At 63.4% G+C, this 16,640-nt stretch carries 13 protein-coding genes; 6 read left to right on the forward strand and 7 right to left on the reverse strand.

The window, feature by feature from the left end:
- Positions 1–62: 62 nt before the first annotated feature.
- The 5 genes from ACTJLD_RS10585 (at position 63) to ACTJLD_RS10605 (ending at position 8,564) form a co-directional block, all read left to right on the forward strand.
- Positions 63–1,226 (forward strand): glycosyltransferase, encoded by a 1,164-nt coding sequence (locus ACTJLD_RS10585; protein ID WP_440658672.1) that lies wholly within the window; start codon positions 63–65, stop codon positions 1,224–1,226.
- 132 nt (positions 1,227–1,358) lie between these two features.
- The gene (locus ACTJLD_RS10590; protein WP_059695960.1) at positions 1,359–2,666 is read left to right on the forward strand and encodes an ABC transporter ATP-binding protein; all 1,308 of its coding nucleotides are present in this window, start codon (positions 1,359–1,361) and stop codon (positions 2,664–2,666) included.
- Positions 2,666–6,340 carry a polysaccharide pyruvyl transferase family protein gene (locus tag ACTJLD_RS10595; RefSeq protein ID WP_440658673.1) on the forward strand — a complete coding sequence of 1,225 codons (3,675 nt, stop codon included), beginning with the start codon at positions 2,666–2,668 and terminating at the stop codon, positions 6,338–6,340. The genes ACTJLD_RS10590 and ACTJLD_RS10595 overlap by 1 nt, the downstream gene beginning before the upstream one ends.
- 14 nt (positions 6,341–6,354) lie before the next feature.
- The gene (gene wecB, locus ACTJLD_RS10600) at positions 6,355–7,455 is read left to right on the forward strand and encodes a non-hydrolyzing UDP-N-acetylglucosamine 2-epimerase (RefSeq protein WP_059695965.1); all 1,101 of its coding nucleotides are present in this window, start codon (positions 6,355–6,357) and stop codon (positions 7,453–7,455) included.
- Positions 7,446–8,564, forward strand: a complete 1,119-nt coding sequence (locus tag ACTJLD_RS10605) for a glycosyl transferase (protein ID WP_440658674.1) — start codon at positions 7,446–7,448, stop codon at positions 8,562–8,564. Before wecB ends, ACTJLD_RS10605 begins: the two co-directional genes overlap by 10 nt.
- A 157-nt stretch (positions 8,565–8,721) precedes the next feature.
- On the opposite strand, the gene rfbD is transcribed toward ACTJLD_RS10605, so the two are convergent.
- The 4 genes from rfbD to rfbB are packed head-to-tail and all read right to left on the reverse strand — an operon-like array spanning position 8,722 to position 12,116.
- Positions 8,722–9,606: a dTDP-4-dehydrorhamnose reductase gene (gene rfbD / locus ACTJLD_RS10610; RefSeq protein WP_175756369.1), complete on the reverse strand. Its 885-nt coding sequence runs from the start codon at positions 9,604–9,606 to the stop codon at positions 8,722–8,724.
- A gap of 7 nt (positions 9,607–9,613) precedes the next feature.
- Positions 9,614–10,165: a dTDP-4-dehydrorhamnose 3,5-epimerase gene (gene rfbC / locus ACTJLD_RS10615; protein ID WP_027788193.1), complete on the reverse strand. Its 552-nt coding sequence runs from the start codon at positions 10,163–10,165 to the stop codon at positions 9,614–9,616.
- Positions 10,150–11,043: a glucose-1-phosphate thymidylyltransferase RfbA gene (rfbA, locus tag ACTJLD_RS10620; RefSeq protein WP_027788194.1), complete on the reverse strand. Its 894-nt coding sequence runs from the start codon at positions 11,041–11,043 to the stop codon at positions 10,150–10,152. The genes rfbC and rfbA overlap by 16 nt, the downstream gene beginning before the upstream one ends.
- 11 nt (positions 11,044–11,054) lie before the next feature.
- Positions 11,055–12,116 carry a dTDP-glucose 4,6-dehydratase gene (gene rfbB, locus ACTJLD_RS10625; protein WP_027788195.1) on the reverse strand — a complete coding sequence of 354 codons (1,062 nt, stop codon included), beginning with the start codon at positions 12,114–12,116 and terminating at the stop codon, positions 11,055–11,057.
- 340 nt (positions 12,117–12,456) lie between these two features.
- Between rfbB and ACTJLD_RS10630 the strand changes: the two genes are divergently transcribed.
- A complete protein-coding gene (locus ACTJLD_RS10630) occupies positions 12,457–13,296 on the forward strand; it encodes a symmetrical bis(5'-nucleosyl)-tetraphosphatase (protein ID WP_060084000.1) in 840 nt (279 codons plus the stop codon).
- Positions 13,297–13,341: 45 nt separating this feature from the next.
- Here the strand turns inward: ACTJLD_RS10630 and ACTJLD_RS10635 are convergent, their stop codons facing one another.
- From ACTJLD_RS10635 to ACTJLD_RS10645, 3 genes are all read right to left on the reverse strand, one after another.
- Positions 13,342–14,199: a lysophospholipid acyltransferase family protein gene (locus ACTJLD_RS10635; protein WP_060084001.1), complete on the reverse strand. Its 858-nt coding sequence runs from the start codon at positions 14,197–14,199 to the stop codon at positions 13,342–13,344.
- A 19-nt stretch (positions 14,200–14,218) separates the two neighbouring features.
- A complete protein-coding gene (locus tag ACTJLD_RS10640; protein WP_059590372.1) occupies positions 14,219–15,508 on the reverse strand; it encodes a dihydroorotase in 1,290 nt (429 codons plus the stop codon).
- A gap of 61 nt (positions 15,509–15,569) precedes the next feature.
- Positions 15,570–16,601, reverse strand: a complete 1,032-nt coding sequence (locus ACTJLD_RS10645) for an aspartate carbamoyltransferase catalytic subunit (RefSeq protein ID WP_006476735.1) — start codon at positions 16,599–16,601, stop codon at positions 15,570–15,572.
- Positions 16,602–16,640: the final 39 nt, after the last annotated feature.

A 16,640-nucleotide genomic window follows, 5' to 3' on the forward strand; every position in this document is an offset into this window, starting at 1 on the left:
GCATCCTCGTTTTTACGCTATCTCCGCCGCTTCCTGCCAGCGCGGGGGGCCCGATCTACGTGATGAATACGCTCGCGCCGCTGGTCGACGAGTATGATTTCCATCTGTTCACCATCGGTGGAGACGAGGAAAAAAAGAAGATCGAGGAAAATCGTTCGCTATATGAACGACATTTCAAATCGGTCCACGTGGAGCCGCGGGCTGCCATGCCTGCCGACATGGGTACGCCCGGACGAGCATGGCATTCACTGGTCCACTGCTTCCATGGCCTTCCGTTCATGGATGCGAGCTACTTCAGCCCTGCGGCAATTCGCAGTGCGCGCCGGATCGTCAAGGAAAAGAAGATCGACATGCTTGAGGTGCACAGCAGTCATCTGGCGTTTTTCCGCAAGTTCTTCCCGGCGTTGCCGGCCGTCCTGGTCAGTCACAACATCGAATCCGATCTCTTCCCGTTCTGGATTCCCGCGCAGCTGACAGGCTGGAAAAAAGCAGCGGTCGCGCGCATCGCCGAGATCAGCCGCCGCAACGCCCGACGCGTCGAAATCGACAACGTCTGGCGCTTCGACGCCATGACGTTCATTTCACGCGAAGACATGGAGCGCGTGAAGGCGCCCGTGGAGAAGCACTATTTGCCGCTGTGCTTCCCGATCAAGGACACCGACTACCGAGCGAAGCCGACCAACGAGGTCAACCTGCTCTGGATGGGTGGCTTCTGGTGGTATCCGAATGCGGAAGGCGTTGCGTGGTTTGTCCGCGACATTCTCCCACTGGTACGCGACAAGCTCGAGACGCACAACATCAAGCTCCATTTCACCGGAGGCAACCCGCCGGACGATCTCAAGGCGCTGCACGACGGACGACACATCTTCGTTCACGGCTTCGTGCCGTCGCTCGACCCGATTCTGGCGGATGCACATCTACTGTTTGTTCCCCTGCTTTCAGGCGGCGGCGTGCGCGTCAAGATTCTGGAAGCGATGAGCAACGGCATTCCCGTTCTCAGCACGGCAAAGGGCTGCGAGGGGCTGGGCGCCGTCAACCGTCGGGATATCGTCATTTGCGATACGGCGGCTGAATTTGCCGACTCGATCATCGAGCTCGCCCAGAATCGCGAGATGCTGGCGACGCTGTCCACGAACGCCCGTCAGCTCCTGAAGGACAAGTATGATCTCGATGCGTGCGTTCGCACCAAACGGGACCTCTACAATAGGCTGATGCATTCGCGGTAACCGAACGAATGCTGACCTCGCGGTGCCACCGTGGTGGCCGCGAGGCAAGTCAGCATCCGACCCCTGAGCCTACTGTGCGATCGTCTTTTTTCCGCCTGCGCTGAACACGTGAAAGCTAACTCGCTCCCTCTCATGCAAACTCGCGAGCCTGAACCTACAAGCCAAACGGAACAGCTGCTCGTCAACGTCGAGCACCTTTCCAAGTGCTTCCGTATCTACGACAAACCGGCGGACCGGCTGCGGCACTCGCTCGCGACTCGCATCAAGCTCCCTGGGAGCAATTCCCGGCAATACGGTCGCGATTTCTGGGCGCTGCACGACGTCTCTTTCCCCGTCCGGCGGGGCGAGACCATCGGAATCATTGGCAGAAACGGTTCCGGAAAGTCGACGTTGCTGCAAATCATTGCCGGCACGCTGTCGCCGAGCGACGGCTCGGTCACGGTCAACGGCCGGATCTCCGCACTGCTGGAACTCGGCGCCGGGTTCAATCCGGAATTCAGCGGCCGCGAGAACGTGATGCTGTCTGCACGGATCATGGGCATCACGTCGGAAGAAATCCGCGCGCGTTTTCACGAAATCGAAGCGTTCGCCGACATCGGCGAATTCATCGATCAGCCCGTCAAGACCTACTCGTCGGGCATGTACGTCCGGCTCGCATTCGCGGTAGCCATTCACGTCTCCCCCGATATCCTGGTGGTCGACGAGGCACTTGCGGTCGGCGATACCGCGTTTCAGACCAAATGCCTGACGCGGATCCGGAAGATGCAGAAGGAAGGCGTCACGATCCTGCTGGTAACACACTCCACCAACACCCTCGTCGAGTACTGCGACCGGGCCATCTACCTGAAGCGGGGCCGGCTGGTAAAGGACGGTCCGTGCCGCGACGTGGTCAAGCTCTATGCGAACGACCTCGTCGACGAAGAAGGCGGGAGCGCGATCGACATCGAGGTGCCGACACAGCACACCGACACCGATTCCCCCGCCAGCTCGGCGGTAAGCGATGCCATGACGGCCATGTCGGACCGGACGTCGATTCTCGACGTGAAGATCGAGGATGCGAACGGCAAGGAACGCACGACCTTCTCGTTCAATGAAGCGTTCCGCGTCGTCGTATCGATCAGCGTGTCCGAGCCGAACCCGAAGCCTTGCTTCGGACTTCAGATCAAAAGCATCGACGATATCGTGCTGTGGAGCGCGACCACCCAGCACATGAATATTGCGCTGCCGCCCCTGTCCGCCGGAACGTACCAGTTCACCTGGAAGATGCGCGCGAGCTTCTCCGGCAACCGCTATGTGCTGGCGGTCGGCGTCGGCGATATCGCCTCCGGCGAATACAAGCGGCACGCGCGCCTGCCCTATGGCGGCCACATCGACGTGCTTCCGGAAAACAACAGTGGATCGGGGTGGCTCGCGCCGTGTCCGGTATTCGAGTTCGAATGATGACGGAGAACGACACCATGCAAGCGCGCAGCATCAAGGTCGTCGCGGTCGGCTATTACGGCGCACCCAACGTCGGCGACGAATTGTTGCTGGGCCTGCTCGCTCGCCAGGTTCGGGAGCGCGGCGGCGAGCTCGTCGCACTGAGCATCAACCCCGAATATACGACGCATGCCCACGGCATCGCCGCCGTCGACTATTTCAATCTCGGTGCCGTCGGCCGCGCACTGTCCGACGCCGATCTGCTGGTATTCGGCGGTGGCGGCATCTTTCAGGATCATCATCCGTTCAACGTCGAGGCACTTTACGACCCGACCCAAAACGATATCGCGGGCTATGCGCGGATTTTTTACATGGCTCGGCAGTTCGGGGTCCGCACGGTCATCTGGGCACACGGCGTCGGACCGCTGGTCAACCCGGACAGCCGCGACATCACGCGCGACGTGTTCACGCATGTGGATCACGTTTCGCTGCGCGATACGGACTCCGAGGCGCTTCTGCACGATATCGGCGTAAGTCGGGACATTCCCGTCGGCGCCGATCCGGGCTGGGCATTCGTCAGCCGCCCGCCCGCCGAAGTCGACGTTTCCGGCACACTCGCCCCGTTGGGGACAAAGAAGAAGCTGGCGGTCATTGCCCGATCGTGGGAGTTCAACCGGAACTGGGAAGAAAAACTCGTCTCCGCGTTGAATGAAGCGCTGGACGACAGCTGGTCGATCGTGTGGCTCGGCTTCCAATGGAGCGTCGGCGACCACGAGCGTCTCACCGATCGATCCTTTCTCGAGCACCTCAAGCTCGCGGTGTCGCCCCATATCGAAAGTGTCATCATTGACGGGATCACGCCCGACGAGGCATTCGCGGTTATCGGCGAGTGCGACGCCGCGTTCTCGATGCGCCTGCACGGAAGCATCCTCGCACTCGGAAAATCGATCCCGGTCGCGGCGCTGGAATATGACGTCAAGATGGCGCGTGCGCACGATATGGCGGGCCTTCCGGCGTCGCTGCGCCTTCAACTGAACGACGACGCAGCAGACTTCACTGCCGCGGTGCGCAGGCTGACACACCCGGATGGCGCGCCCTGGATCATCGCGCAGGAAAAGCTCGATGCGCTAAACGCTTCGGCGTGCGTACATTCAACCGTCCTGGACCACGCTTTTGCGGCCGTTCGCTCCGCGTCGGGCGGAGCCCCGCGCCGCTGGAGCAGCCAGCAGCTGGATTGGATGAGCACATGGCTCGAGCAGCTCGTCTGGCAAAAGAATGGCGCCGCTCGCATGAGCGAGAAGGCGCTCGACCTGCTGCGCTACCGCGATTCACAACTCGCCGAGAAAGACGCACGGGTCGGCCAGCTTGAGACGGAACTCGGGAAAACAGTGGATTTGCTGCATTTCCGCGACGCACAGCTTGCGCAACAGGAAGAACAGGTCGCCGAGCTTCAGAACCGATTGGAACTGGCGAACCATAAACTGCTCGCGGCGGAAGCGTTCGTCAAGCACGCGTCACAAGTGCATGCCGCGCAAACGACGACGCTCAAGGACTCCGCTCGAAAAGCGGCGGAGGAACAAGCTGATAAAATTTCAAGCCTCAAGGCAACGATCCGGCAATTCGAGCAGGGTCACGCCGAGTCCGAAGCACCCCCGCAACCCAATGTGGCCGCAGCCGCAATTCACTCCACTTCGGGATCCTCTATGCTTTTTCGCCGGTACATGTCCGCCCCTCTCACCTACATGAGCCGTGCCGCCTATATTCTGCGCAATGGCGGCGTACGCGCGCTCGTGTCTGCTGCACGACGCCATTACCGGTATCAGCAAGCACAGCAGCAGATCCAGCAGGCCGCCATCGAAGTGGCAAGCGGCACTCCGACTGCGGAAGATCAACGCCTCTCGTTCCGCGCAGCAGCCAAGCTGCAACGCGAAGAAATCATCGTCATCGCCGCTCACGCGTACGACTGGGCTGGTTCCGGGCATCGCTACGCACAACTGACCACGACGGCGCTCGCCGCGGGCCATCGCGTTGTCTATCTGGTCGCGCCTCCGGATACGGGATCGACACCCGCGCCGCTCACGCCCCGCATTCCCGGATTGATTCACGAATATATCGATCCGACGAAGATCGAGGACATTTTCGGTCAGGTATCGGAAAGCGCGAAATTGATCATCGGCGTGCCCGACTCCCGGGTCACACCCTTTTTCGAGTTCGCGCGCAATCGCGGGCTCGAAACAATCCTCGACGTCGCACAGGACTGGAGCCACGATGGCCAGGCCATGCGCATCCTCGAGTCGATCGCCGTCGATGCCGATCGATGCACCGTCGGCATGCCGGCACTTGCAGACACCATCCCGCAGCGTGCCCGGGAAAAAATCGAGCTGCTGCCCGGTGCCGCGGTTCATACGGTCTTCGACGTCTACAAGCAGTACAACCGTCCGGGCGACATGCCGTCCAAGCGCCGCAGCGTCGCACTGTTCTACTCGGTCGACGGACTCGACTCGGTGGATTACCAGTGGCTCAAGGAAACCGCGGAGCGCAACGTCAACGTCACGTTCTGCGTGATCGCCGATGGGCAACTGACGCCGGGCCTGCCGGATAACGTCGTCATGCTTGGCATGCGGCACACGAGCGAAGTGCCGGCCTACATCGCCCATGCGGATTTCATGTTCTTCCCGCTTGGCGCGCGGAGCCTGCGCAGCGCCGACTCCACCGCAGGTATTTATGCAGCACTGCTTCAGCGCAAGCCGGTCGTGTGTTCGATGGAACTTGGCGTGACAGCCACCCCGCTGTTACACGTTCGCACGGACCTTGCGTCGTTCGCGGCGCAATGCGGCGCACTCGCTGCGGCAGAACCCGTCACACAAAACGACGACATCTTCGTTGCGGGCAACAGTTGGCTCGGCCGCGTCGAGCAGCTGTGCCCGCCGCAGCCCCGGCACGACGTCAGCGTCGTTATCCTGATTCACAACAACGCGGGCATCATCGCACGCTGCCTGCAGACCCTGCTCCAGCATGCTGCGCCGTACATAGCGGAAGTGATTGTCGTCGACAACGCAAGTTCCGATGGTGGTGCAGAACTCGTCGAGCGCGAATTTCCCAACGTCAGGCTGGTCCGCAACCCGGAGAATGGCTGCTCGTCGGGACGTAATCTCGGCGTTCAGCACAGCACGGGCAAGTACATCGTCTTCTTCGACAGCGATCAGTGGTTTGTGGGCGCGTCGGGTTTCGAGGAAGCGCTGCACGTCCTGGAAAACGACGCGAGCGTCGGTGTCATCGGATGGAATGCAGGATGGTTCGACGCCACGCGCACCGATCTCGGCGGCATGATCGCCGACTATTGTCCGAATCGGGCGATGAACGCGGCGGCAATCCGCGACGGCTATCGTGCCGACATCGGCTTCCTCGGCACCAGCGGCTTCTTCATGCGTCGGCGCACGTTCGATGCGACGCAAGGATTCGATACCTTCTATGACCCGACCTGCTTTGAAGATACGGACCTGTGCTTCCAGGTCAAGGCACTCGGAATGAAGGTCACTTACCGGGATTTGTCCGGAATCCGCCATCAGCCCCATCAAACGACCGGCGCCGACAGCGGCAGCGAGGCCTATCGCAAGCTATTCCTTCGCAACGCGAACTACTTCAAGGAGAAGTGGCGCGATTACTCGCATTTCTATCTGGACTACATCGATTGATTCGTAGCGACAGCATGTCTAGAACCATACTGTGCGTCGTAGGTACGCGACCGGAGGCCATCAAGATGGCGCCGGTCATCCTGCGTTTGCGAGCGGATCCGGGATTCAAGGTGCACGTGCTCGCGACCGCGCAACACCGCGATCTGCTCGACCAGATCCTGACCTGTTTCGATATCAAACCGGATGTCGATCTCGACATCATGCGTCCGAATCAGGGGCTTGCCAGCCTGACGTCGCGTCTGCTTGACGGTATCGATGCCGTGCTCGTGGACAAGCGTCCCGATCTCGTACTGGGACAAGGCGACACCACGACGGTCATGGCCACGGCGCTTGCATGCTTCTATCGGCATATACCGTTCGGTCATATTGAAGCGGGCCTGCGTACCCGCGATCTCGGCAATCCGTTTCCTGAAGAGATGAACCGCGTTTTCGCGGGGCGTCTCGCAAGGCTGCATTTCGCGCCGACAGCGAGTTCGCGCGACAACCTCTTGCATGAAAACATCCCCAGCGACCAGATCTGGGTGACCGGGAACACCGTCATCGACGCGCTTCACACTGTCTTGCGGACACATCCGTCCTGCGGCGTCGATATCGACGACACGAAACGGCTGATTCTGGTCACCGCGCATCGCCGGGAGAATTTCGGCGCCCCGCTCGAACGGATCTGCCATGCCATTCGCCAGATTGTCGACGCCAACGACGACATCGAGGTGCTGTTTCCCGTACATCCCAATCCGCACGTCCAGCGTACGACGCGCGAACTGCTGTCGCACCACGCCCGGATCCGACTCTGCCCGCCGCTCGACTATGTGCCGTTCGTCGCCGCCATGCAGCGCTCGTACCTCATCCTCAGCGACTCGGGCGGCGTGCAGGAAGAAGCGCCAGCTCTGGGCAAACCGGTCCTGGTGTTGCGCGACGAGACCGAGCGCCCGGAAGCTGTCGAAGCCGGTGTCGTCAGGCTCGTCGGCACTCAAACCGATACGATCGTCAATGCGGTCCAACTGATGCTCGACAACGCCGACGAATACGGCAAGGTTGCACGCGGCGTCTCGCCCTACGGTGACGGAAAGGCAGCCCAGCGGATTTTCGACGTCATCCGGGAACAATGCGTGTGATCGAACAACTCGTCTATCTGTCGCCGGTGCCATGGAGCAGCTTTGCACAGCGACCTCACAAGTTCGTCGAGTGGTTTCATCAAGAAACCCATGGCCGTGTGCTCTGGATCGATCCGTATCCAACCCGCCTGCCCATGCTTCAAGACTTGCGCCGTCCATCCGGCGAAGGCAAGTCCGACGCGCATACCGCCGCGCCGCCTTGGCTCGACGTCGTCCGCATCCGCAGCCTTCCGCTTGAGCCACTGCCCCTCGGCACCGCAATCAATCGATTCGGATGGCGTGACATCACGCGTCGCGTCGTGCAATTCTGCGCCGAGCGCAACACGCTTCTCGCGGTCGGGAAGCCGTCCGGGCTCGCGCTCGACTTGTTACGAGCGGCTCGTCCCGCCCGGTCGCTCTACGACAGGATGGACGACTTCCCGTCGTTCTATCGAGGCGTTTCGCGCTCGGCGATGAAACGCACCGAACTCGCTGTCGCGCGCGAGGTCGACACGGTTTTCGTATCGTCTTCGGGCTTGCGCTCGAGCTGGAGCAGTATTCGGCCTGACGCCAAGCTGGTCCACAACGGGCTCGATCCAGCCGTCCTTCCGGCGTTCCGCGAAAAGACGTCGGATCATGCCGGGCCGCATGTACTGGGTTACTTGGGCACCATGGGGCCTTGGTTCGACTGGCAATGGCTCGCTGCGCTTGCGCAATGCCGCCCCGCGGACACGATTCGATTGATCGGGCCGTTATTCCATCCCCCGCAAATCGCGCTGCCCGAGAACGTGCAGATTCTTCCGCCGCTGAAACACGCCGCCGCTCTCGCCGCGATGTCGGACTTCGACGTCGGCCTGATTCCGTTCCTGCGCAACTCGCTCACGGACGGTGTCGATCCGATCAAGTATTACGAATACAGAGCGCTCGGATTACCGGTCATCTCGACCCCCTTCGGAGAAATGGCAACACGGTGCGACGAACCCGGTACATTCCTCTCGGGCGGATCCGAGAACCTGTCTTCAATCGTTGTCGAGGCACTCGAATACCGGACGACGCACGACGAGGTATCGCGGATCCGGAGCGCAAACAGCTGGGCCGCCCGTTTCGCGGCAACAGGCATTCTCGGCTAGTGTTCTATCACTGCCTGATCGCGGTTCGCTTCGGCACGCAAGGCTGACAAGACGATAAAACTCGGTGACGGGATCCGCCGCTTGCTCGACTGCCCGTTACCCTGACGCGCCCGGTCAATACCTGGCGATGCAGGGGTCCGACCACCGGCGATCCCTTTCAGTCGGCCATGCAGAGGCCCAGCGCGTATTCCCAATCGGGCAGGTGCAAGCCGAACGTCTCGGCGAGTTTGCCGTGGGACAAGCGCGAATTCGCCGGGCGACGTGCGCGCACCGGAAACTCGCTCGCGGAAATCGGCACCACAGCGGGTGCGTCATCCCCCATCGCGATGCCGAGAATCGCCTTGGCGAAACCGTGCCAGGACGTCTCGCCGGCCGCACTCAGATGATAGGTTCCGGAGCGCGCCTGCCACCAGGCCTCATCATGGGCCGCCAGCCCTTTGGAGAGGATGTGCGCAGTCGCGGCTGCAATTGTTTTCGACCAGGTCGGCGCGCCGACCTGGTCGGCAACCACACGCAATTCGGGTCGCTCCGCGCCCAGCTTGAGCATCGTGCGCAAGAAATTCCTGCCACGTCGCCCGTATACCCAGCTGGTTCGCAAGGTCAGGTACGCGCACCCTGCGTTCTCGATCGCACGCTCGCCCTCAAGCTTGGTCATCCCATACACGTTCAGCGGATTCACTGCATCGGTCTCGGTATACGCGCCCGCCTTGGCTCCGTCGAACACGTAATCGGTCGAGTAGTGAATCAGCACCGCACCGCTGCGCGCAGCCTCTTCCGCCAGGACCCGCGGCACATCGGCATTTATGCGTCTTGCCGCATCGACGTCGTCCTCGGCATTGTCGACGGCCGTATAGGCAGCCGGATTCACGATGAAGGCCGGCTGCAACGCCCGCACGACAGCACGGATCCGGTCGAGATCAGACAGATCGAGCATCGAGCGGTCGCACGCCACCACGCGGCCGAGCCCCTGCAGCGAGCGCAGCAGTTCAAAACCTACCTGACCCGTGACACCGGTTACGAGGATCGTCGACTCGGAATTCATCACGACCTCACTCAAAAAGATCTGCGTCCATCAACCGCATGCCCGCGGCATCCTTGACGGCCAGCAGCGGCTCGCCATCCAGCGGCCACGCGATCCCGATATCCGGATCGTTCCAGACAATGCTGCGCTCGTGCTCGGGAAACCAATAATCGGTCGTCTTGTAGAGAAACTGAGCAGACTCGGACACCACAAGGAAGCCATGCGCGAACCCCGGCGGAACCCAAAGCTGCCGATGGTTGTCGGCGGACAGCGTCACGCCGACCCACTTGCCGAAATTGGGCGAACTGCGGCGCACATCGACTGCGACGTCGAACACCTCGCCCTCAACCACGCGCACCAGCTTGCCCTGCGTGTGTTCGATCTGGTAGTGCAGCCCGCGCAGCACGCCTTTTGCGGACCGCGAGTGATTGTCCTGCACGAACTCGATACCCGGAGCGACGTGCTCCGCAAACTCGCGCGCGTTGAAGCTCTCGTAGAAATACCCGCGCGCGTCTCCGAATACCTTCGGCTCGATAAGCTTGACTTCGGGCAGTGCCGTTGACGTTACGTGGATTGCCATGCGACCTGATGGGTGAGTAGGTTCCGGAGATACAGCCCGTAGGCGTTCTTCGCGAGCGGCTGTGCCAGTTTCAGCACCTGCTCCGCGTCGATCCAGTTGCGGCGGTACGCGATCTCTTCGGGGCACGCAACCATGAGCCCCTGACGCTTCTGCAGCGTCGCGATGAACGTCGCCGCCTCGATCAAGGAATCGTGCGTACCCGTATCGAGCCACGCATAACCGCGCCCCATGAGCTCGACGTCGAGCTGGCCCGCCGCCAGGTAGCGCGAATTGACATCGGTGATCTCGAGCTCGCCGCGCGCCGACGGCTTGATGTCGGCTGCGATGTCGCAAACCTGCCTGTCGTAGAAATACAGCCCCGTGACCGCATAGCTCGAACGCGGCTTTGCCGGCTTCTCTTCAATCGATATCGCGCGGAATTCGCGGTCGAACTCGACCACGCCATACCGCTCGGGGTCCTGAACGTGATACGCAAATACGGTCGCGCCCGTATCCTTCGCGCTGGCCCGCTCGAGCTGCTTCGCGAGATCGTGCCCGTAGAAAATGTTGTCGCCGAGGATGAGCGCCGACGGCTCGTTGCCAACGAAGTCCCGGCCGATGACGAACGCTTGCGCGAGCCCGTCCGGCGACGGCTGCGTCGCATACCGGATATTCATCCCCCACTGGCTGCCGTCGCCGAGCATCGACTCGAAGCGCGGGGTGTCCTGCGGCGTCGAGATGATCAGCACGTCCCGGATGCCTGCAATCATCAGCGTCGACAGCGGATAGTAGATCATCGGCTTGTCGTACACCGGCAGCAGCTGCTTCGATACTGCATGCGTGATCGGATAGAGCCGTGTGCCTGAACCGCCGGCGAGAATGATGCCCTTGCGTGCCATCGCCTCTCCTGTCAAACGCGTGCTGCGTAATTGGTCTCGACCCACTTGCGGTATTCGCCCGAAGCCACCTCGTCCGACCACGCCTGGTTGTCGAGATACCAGGAGACCGTCTTCGCGAGGCCGGTTGCGAACGTCTCGGCCGGCTTCCAGCCGAGTTCGCGCTCGAGCTTGCGCGCATCGATCGCGTAACGGCGATCGTGCCCCGGACGATCCTTCACGTACGTAATCTGGTCGCGATACGTGCCTTGTGCCTTGGGTCGGGCATCGTCGAGCAGATCGCACAGCGTATGCACGACGTCGAGGTTCGTCATTTCGTTCCAGCCGCCGACGTTGTAGGTCTCGCCCGGCGTGCCGCGTGCGAGCACTTCGCGAATCGCGCTGCAGTGATCGCCGACATACAGCCAGTCGCGCACGTTCTGGCCATCGCCGTAGACCGGCAACGGCTTGCCCGCGAGTGCATTCGCAATCATCAGCGGAATCAGCTTTTCGGGGAACTGGTACGGGCCGTAGTTGTTCGAGCAGTTGGTCGTGAGCGTCGGCAGGCCATACGTATGGTGATACGCACGCACCAGGTGATCGGAGCCCGCCTTCGTCGCCGAGTACGGGCTGTTGGGCGCGTACGGTGTCGTTTCAGAGAACTGCGGATCCGTCGCGGACAGCGAACCGAACACTTCGTCGGTCGACACGTGCAGGAACCGGAAGCCGGCCTGCTCCGCGTCGGGTAACGCGCTCCAGTACTGGCGCGCGGCCTCGAGCAGCGTGAAGGTGCCGACGACGTTGGTCTGAACGAACTCGGCCGGACCGTGAATCGAGCGATCGACGTGACTTTCCGCCGCAAAATGCAGGATCGCGCGCGGCCGGTGCTCGGCCAACAGCGCGTCGAGTGCCGCGCGGTCGCAGATGTCCACGCGGGCGAATACGTGCTTCGGGCTTCCGTTCAGCGATTGCAGCGTGCGAAGGTTGCCTGCATAGGTCAATTTATCGACATTGAGCACGGCCTCGTCGGATTGACTAAGCCAGTCGATTACGAAATTGGCGCCGATAAAACCCGCGCCGCCCGTCACCAGAATCATGAGGCTCCCTCTAGTCATGCATGGCGTGCCTCAAGCGCGAGCCGCCACGAACTCCGGACGCGACGATGACGTGCACGTCCCCCCAAGGCGGGCATTCTAACTGCTGACCGTAACCCTCAAAACCATGAAATGCTAATTTTGTTGAGGGGCCACCAATTATAAGAAGCGGGTTGGGTCAAAATCCACGTCGCTAACAACTTGAAACAGCGCCCCGGACCCTCCCCCGAAAAAATCTTCATTCAAATCAATACGTTAAAATTCCCCGAATACGTTCGCAGTTGCGTTGCAGCGATCGCATCCTTTTTCGACCCGCGTCAGGATTTGTAACAACCTACCTCTCATGACCCGCACCCCCATCGCAATCGGCGACATCCAGGGCTGTCATTCCGCTCTCCAGTCGCTGCTCGACAAGCTGTCCCCGCCTGCCGACACCCCGCTATGGATCGCCGGCGACGTCGTCAACCGCGGCCCCGGCTCCCTCGCCGCGCTGCGTGCGCTCGTCGACCTCGGCCCGCGCGCGACCGTCGTGCTCGGCAATCACGACCTCCACCTGCTTGCGGTCTCCGCCGGCCTGCGCACCGAGCGCCCGGGCGACACGATTGGCGAAATCCTCGACGACCCCGACGCCGACGCGCTGCTCGACTGGGTCCGCCATCGCCCGTTCGTGCATGCGGAAAACGGAATGCTGCTCGTGCACGCGGGCGTGCTGCCGCAGTGGGACACCACGCTGGTGCTCGAACTCGCCGACGAACTCCAGCGCGCGCTGCGCGCGCCCGACTGGCGCGATACGCTGCAGCAGCTGTACGGCAACGAGCCGAATCGATGGAGCCCGGACCTGAAGAAACGCGACCGGATGCGCGTCGCGTTCAACGCATTCACGCGCGTGCGCTTCTGCACGCCCGACGGCGCGATGGAATTCAAGGCGAACGGCGGCCCCGACAGCGCGCCGCCCGGCTACCTGCCGTGGTTCGACGTACCGGGGCGCCGCACGGAGGACGTGACGGTCGTGTTCGGGCACTGGGCCGCGCTCGGCCTGATGCTGCGAGAGAACCTCGTCGCGCTCGATTCGGGATGTGTGTGGGGTAACCAGCTGTCGGCCGTGCGGCTGACGGCCGATCCGGCGCAGCGCACGGTCACGCAGGTGCAGTGCGAAGCGTGCCGCTCACCGGGCGGAGAGTGACGAGAGACTGATTCGCGGGGCCGGAGGTGGGTCGGCCCCAACGCGTCAGCCCTCTCGCCCCGGCACGGGCGCGTCGGCCGCCTCGTTGCCTGCCGCGCCGGCACCGACCTCGGTCGCCGGATACGCATGCTTCGCCAGTTCCGCGAGCGACTCGGCCGACGGCTTGCCGACCTTCTCCTGCAGCGTCGCGAGCGCGGCCGCGATCGCATCGCGCGCCGCGGCGGACGTCGCCCGCCGGTCGCCGCCCGGCGCGATCGGCTCGCACACGTATAGATGCGCGACGATCGGGCCGCCGCGCAACACCATGTCGAGCGACTTGCCGAGCGCCAGCTCGCCCGTGTAGGCCGGCGCGACCGACTGCCGCCGCTGCGCGTCCTCGTACATCAGGCAGATCGGCTGCACCGCGCAGCCTGCCGATACCGCGGCCTGGAACAGGTTCGCATGGAACGGCAGCAGCTCCTGCCCGTCGGTCGTCGTGCCTTCCGGAAACACGCACATCAGCCCGCCGTTGCGCAGGCGCTCGGCCATTTCGTGCATGACCCGCATCGCCTCGGTGCGCTTCTCGCGCTGCAGGAACACGGTGTCGAGCTTCTCGGCGAGCCAGCCGACGACCGGCCATTGCCGCACCTCGGCCTTCGACACGAACGGCGTCGGCCGCCACGCGTTGATCGTGTAGATGTCGAGCCAGGACACGTGGTTGCCGACCACGAGCGCGCTCGCGTCAAGCCGCGCGCCGTCGTTGTGGACGACGAGGCGCATCCCGCAGATCCGCAGCAGCTTGAGCGACCAGCGGCGGGTCATCTCGGCACGCCGCGCGGGCGTGACGTGCGAAAAACGCAGCGCGACGATCGCCATGCCGCGCAACAGGTGAAAGACGAGACGCAACTTGCGAAGGGCAATCATGGCGAAGGTCCGGCGTGGTTCAGGGGCGCTCGAACGCGATCTGTCCGGCGACGAGCGTCGTGCGCACGCAGGCGGGCAGTTCGTAGCCGAGGAACGGCGAGTTGTGGCCCTGGCTCTTCAGCGCACGCGGCTCGACGCGCCAGTGCGCGCGCGGGTCGAACACGCACAGGTCGGCCGCGCCGCCTTCGGCGAGGCGGCCAGCCGGCAGCTGCAGCACGTCGGCCGGCGCGGACGTGATGCGGCGCAGCGCCTGCGCGAGCGGCGTACGCGTTTCGTCCGCCCACTTCAGCGTCAGCGACAGCAGCAGCTCGAGCCCCGTCGCGCCCGGCGTCGCTTCGCCGAACGGCAGCAGCTTCTCGTCGTCGTCGACCGGCGTGTGGTCGGAGCAGATCGCGTCGATCGTCCCGTCGGCGAGCGCCACGCGAATCGCTTCGCGATCGCGCTCGCTGCGCAGCGGCGGATCGAGCCGGAACTGCGAATCGAAGTAGCCGATGTCGACATCGATCAGGTGCACGTGATTCACGCCGACGTCGCACGTCACGGGCAGCCCCTCGGCTTTCGCCGCGCGCACGAGTGCGAGGCCGGCCGCCGACGACAGCCGCGCGAGGTGCACGCGTGCGCCCGTCACGCGCATCAATTCGAAGATCGTGTGCAGCGCGATCGTCTCGGCCGCGACCGGCACGCCGGACAGCCCGAGCCGCGACGCAAGCGCGCCGCTCGCGGCAACGCCGCCACGGCCGATGAATGCGTCCTGCGGGCGCAGCCACGTCGTGTAGCCGTAGGTGCTCGCGTACTGCAGCGCACGCAGCAGCACCTGCGTGTCGCGCACCGGCACGTTGGCATGCGTGAAGCCGACGCAGCCGGACTCGGTCAGCGCGACCATCTCGGTGATCACTTCACCCTTGAGGCCGACCGTCAGCGCGCCGAGCGGATGCACGTTCGCCTGGTGGAGGTTGCGTGCGCGGAACTTGAGCATCTCGACGAGGCCCGGCTCGTCGAGCACGGGGTCGGTATCCGGCGGGCAGACGAGGGTCGTGACGCCGCCCGCGACGGCTGCGGCCATTTCGGACGCGAGCGTCGCCTTGTGCTCGTAGCCCGGCTCGCGCAGCCGCGCGCACAGGTCGACGAGGCCGGGCGCGACGATCAGGCCCGATGCGTCGATGGTCTTCCCGGCGTTGAAACCGGCCGGCGCGGCGGTGCCAGCGTCGGCAATCGCGGCGATCTTGCCGTCCGCGACGAAAACGTCGGCCTGCCGTTCGGTGCCGGCGACCGGGTCGATCAGCGTGCCGCCTTTGATATGAATCTTCATGCGCTGTCTGTGAATGCGTTGAATGCGTTGAGTGCCTGGATCAGGATGCGCGAAAGCGGGCTCAGTCGCTGTTGCCGGCGACGATGCCCATCACCGCCATCCGCACGGCGATGCCGAACGTGACCTGGTTGAGGATCACCGACTGCGGGCCGTCGGCGACCTGCGAGTCGATCTCGACGCCGCGGTTCATCGGGCCGGGGTGCATCACGATCGCGTCGGGCGCGGCGAGCGCGAGGCGCTCGGGCGTCAGGCCCCAGGTCTTGAAGTACTCCTGCGCCGACGGCAGCAGCGCGCCGCTCATCCGCTCGTTCTGCAGGCGCAGCATGATGATAACGTCGACGCCCTTCAGCCCTTCGTCGAGGTTGTGGAACACCTTCACGCCCATCTGCTCGAGGCCGCCCGGCAGCAGCGTGCGCGGGCCGATCGCGCGCACTTCCGGCACGCCGAGCGTGGTGAGCGCGTGGATGTCGGAGCGGGCGACGCGCGAATGCAGGATGTCGCCGACGATCGCCACGCGCAGCTTCGTGAAGTCGCGCTTGTAGTGACGGATCGTGTACATGTCGAGCAGGCCCTGCGTCGGGTGCGCATGACGGCCGTCGCCTGCGTTGATCACGTGCACGTGCGGTGCGCAGTGCTCGGCGATCAGGTACGGCGCGCCGCTCGACGCATGACGCACGACGAACAGGTCGGCATGCATCGCCGACAGGTTGTTGATCGTGTCGAGCAGCGATTCGCCCTTGCTCGTCGACGACGCATTGATGTTCAGGTTCAGCACGTCGGCCGACAGGCGCGTCGCGGCGATCTCGAAGGTCGTGCGGGTACGCGTCGAGTTCTCGAAGAACAGGTTGAACACGGACTTGCCGCGCAGCAGCGGCACCTTCTTCACTTCACGGTCCGTCACGCTGACGAACTGCTCGGCCGTATCGAGGATGTGATTGACGATCGAGCGCGGCAGGCCCTCGATCGACAGCAGGTGCTTCAGCTCGCCGTTTTTCGTGAGCTGCGGATTGCCCTTCAGGAAGCCGTAGCGGAACCGGTCGGGGCTCGCGGCCGCAGCGGGATTGCCGGTGCGGCCAGTGGTGTCGGTGGTCATGGTGTGCGTGATTCCAACTATGCAAACGGGCCGCGGTGC

It is taken from the genome of Burkholderia sp. 22088 (assembly GCF_052045915.1).
Lineage (GTDB): Bacteria > Pseudomonadota > Gammaproteobacteria > Burkholderiales > Burkholderiaceae > Burkholderia > Burkholderia cepacia.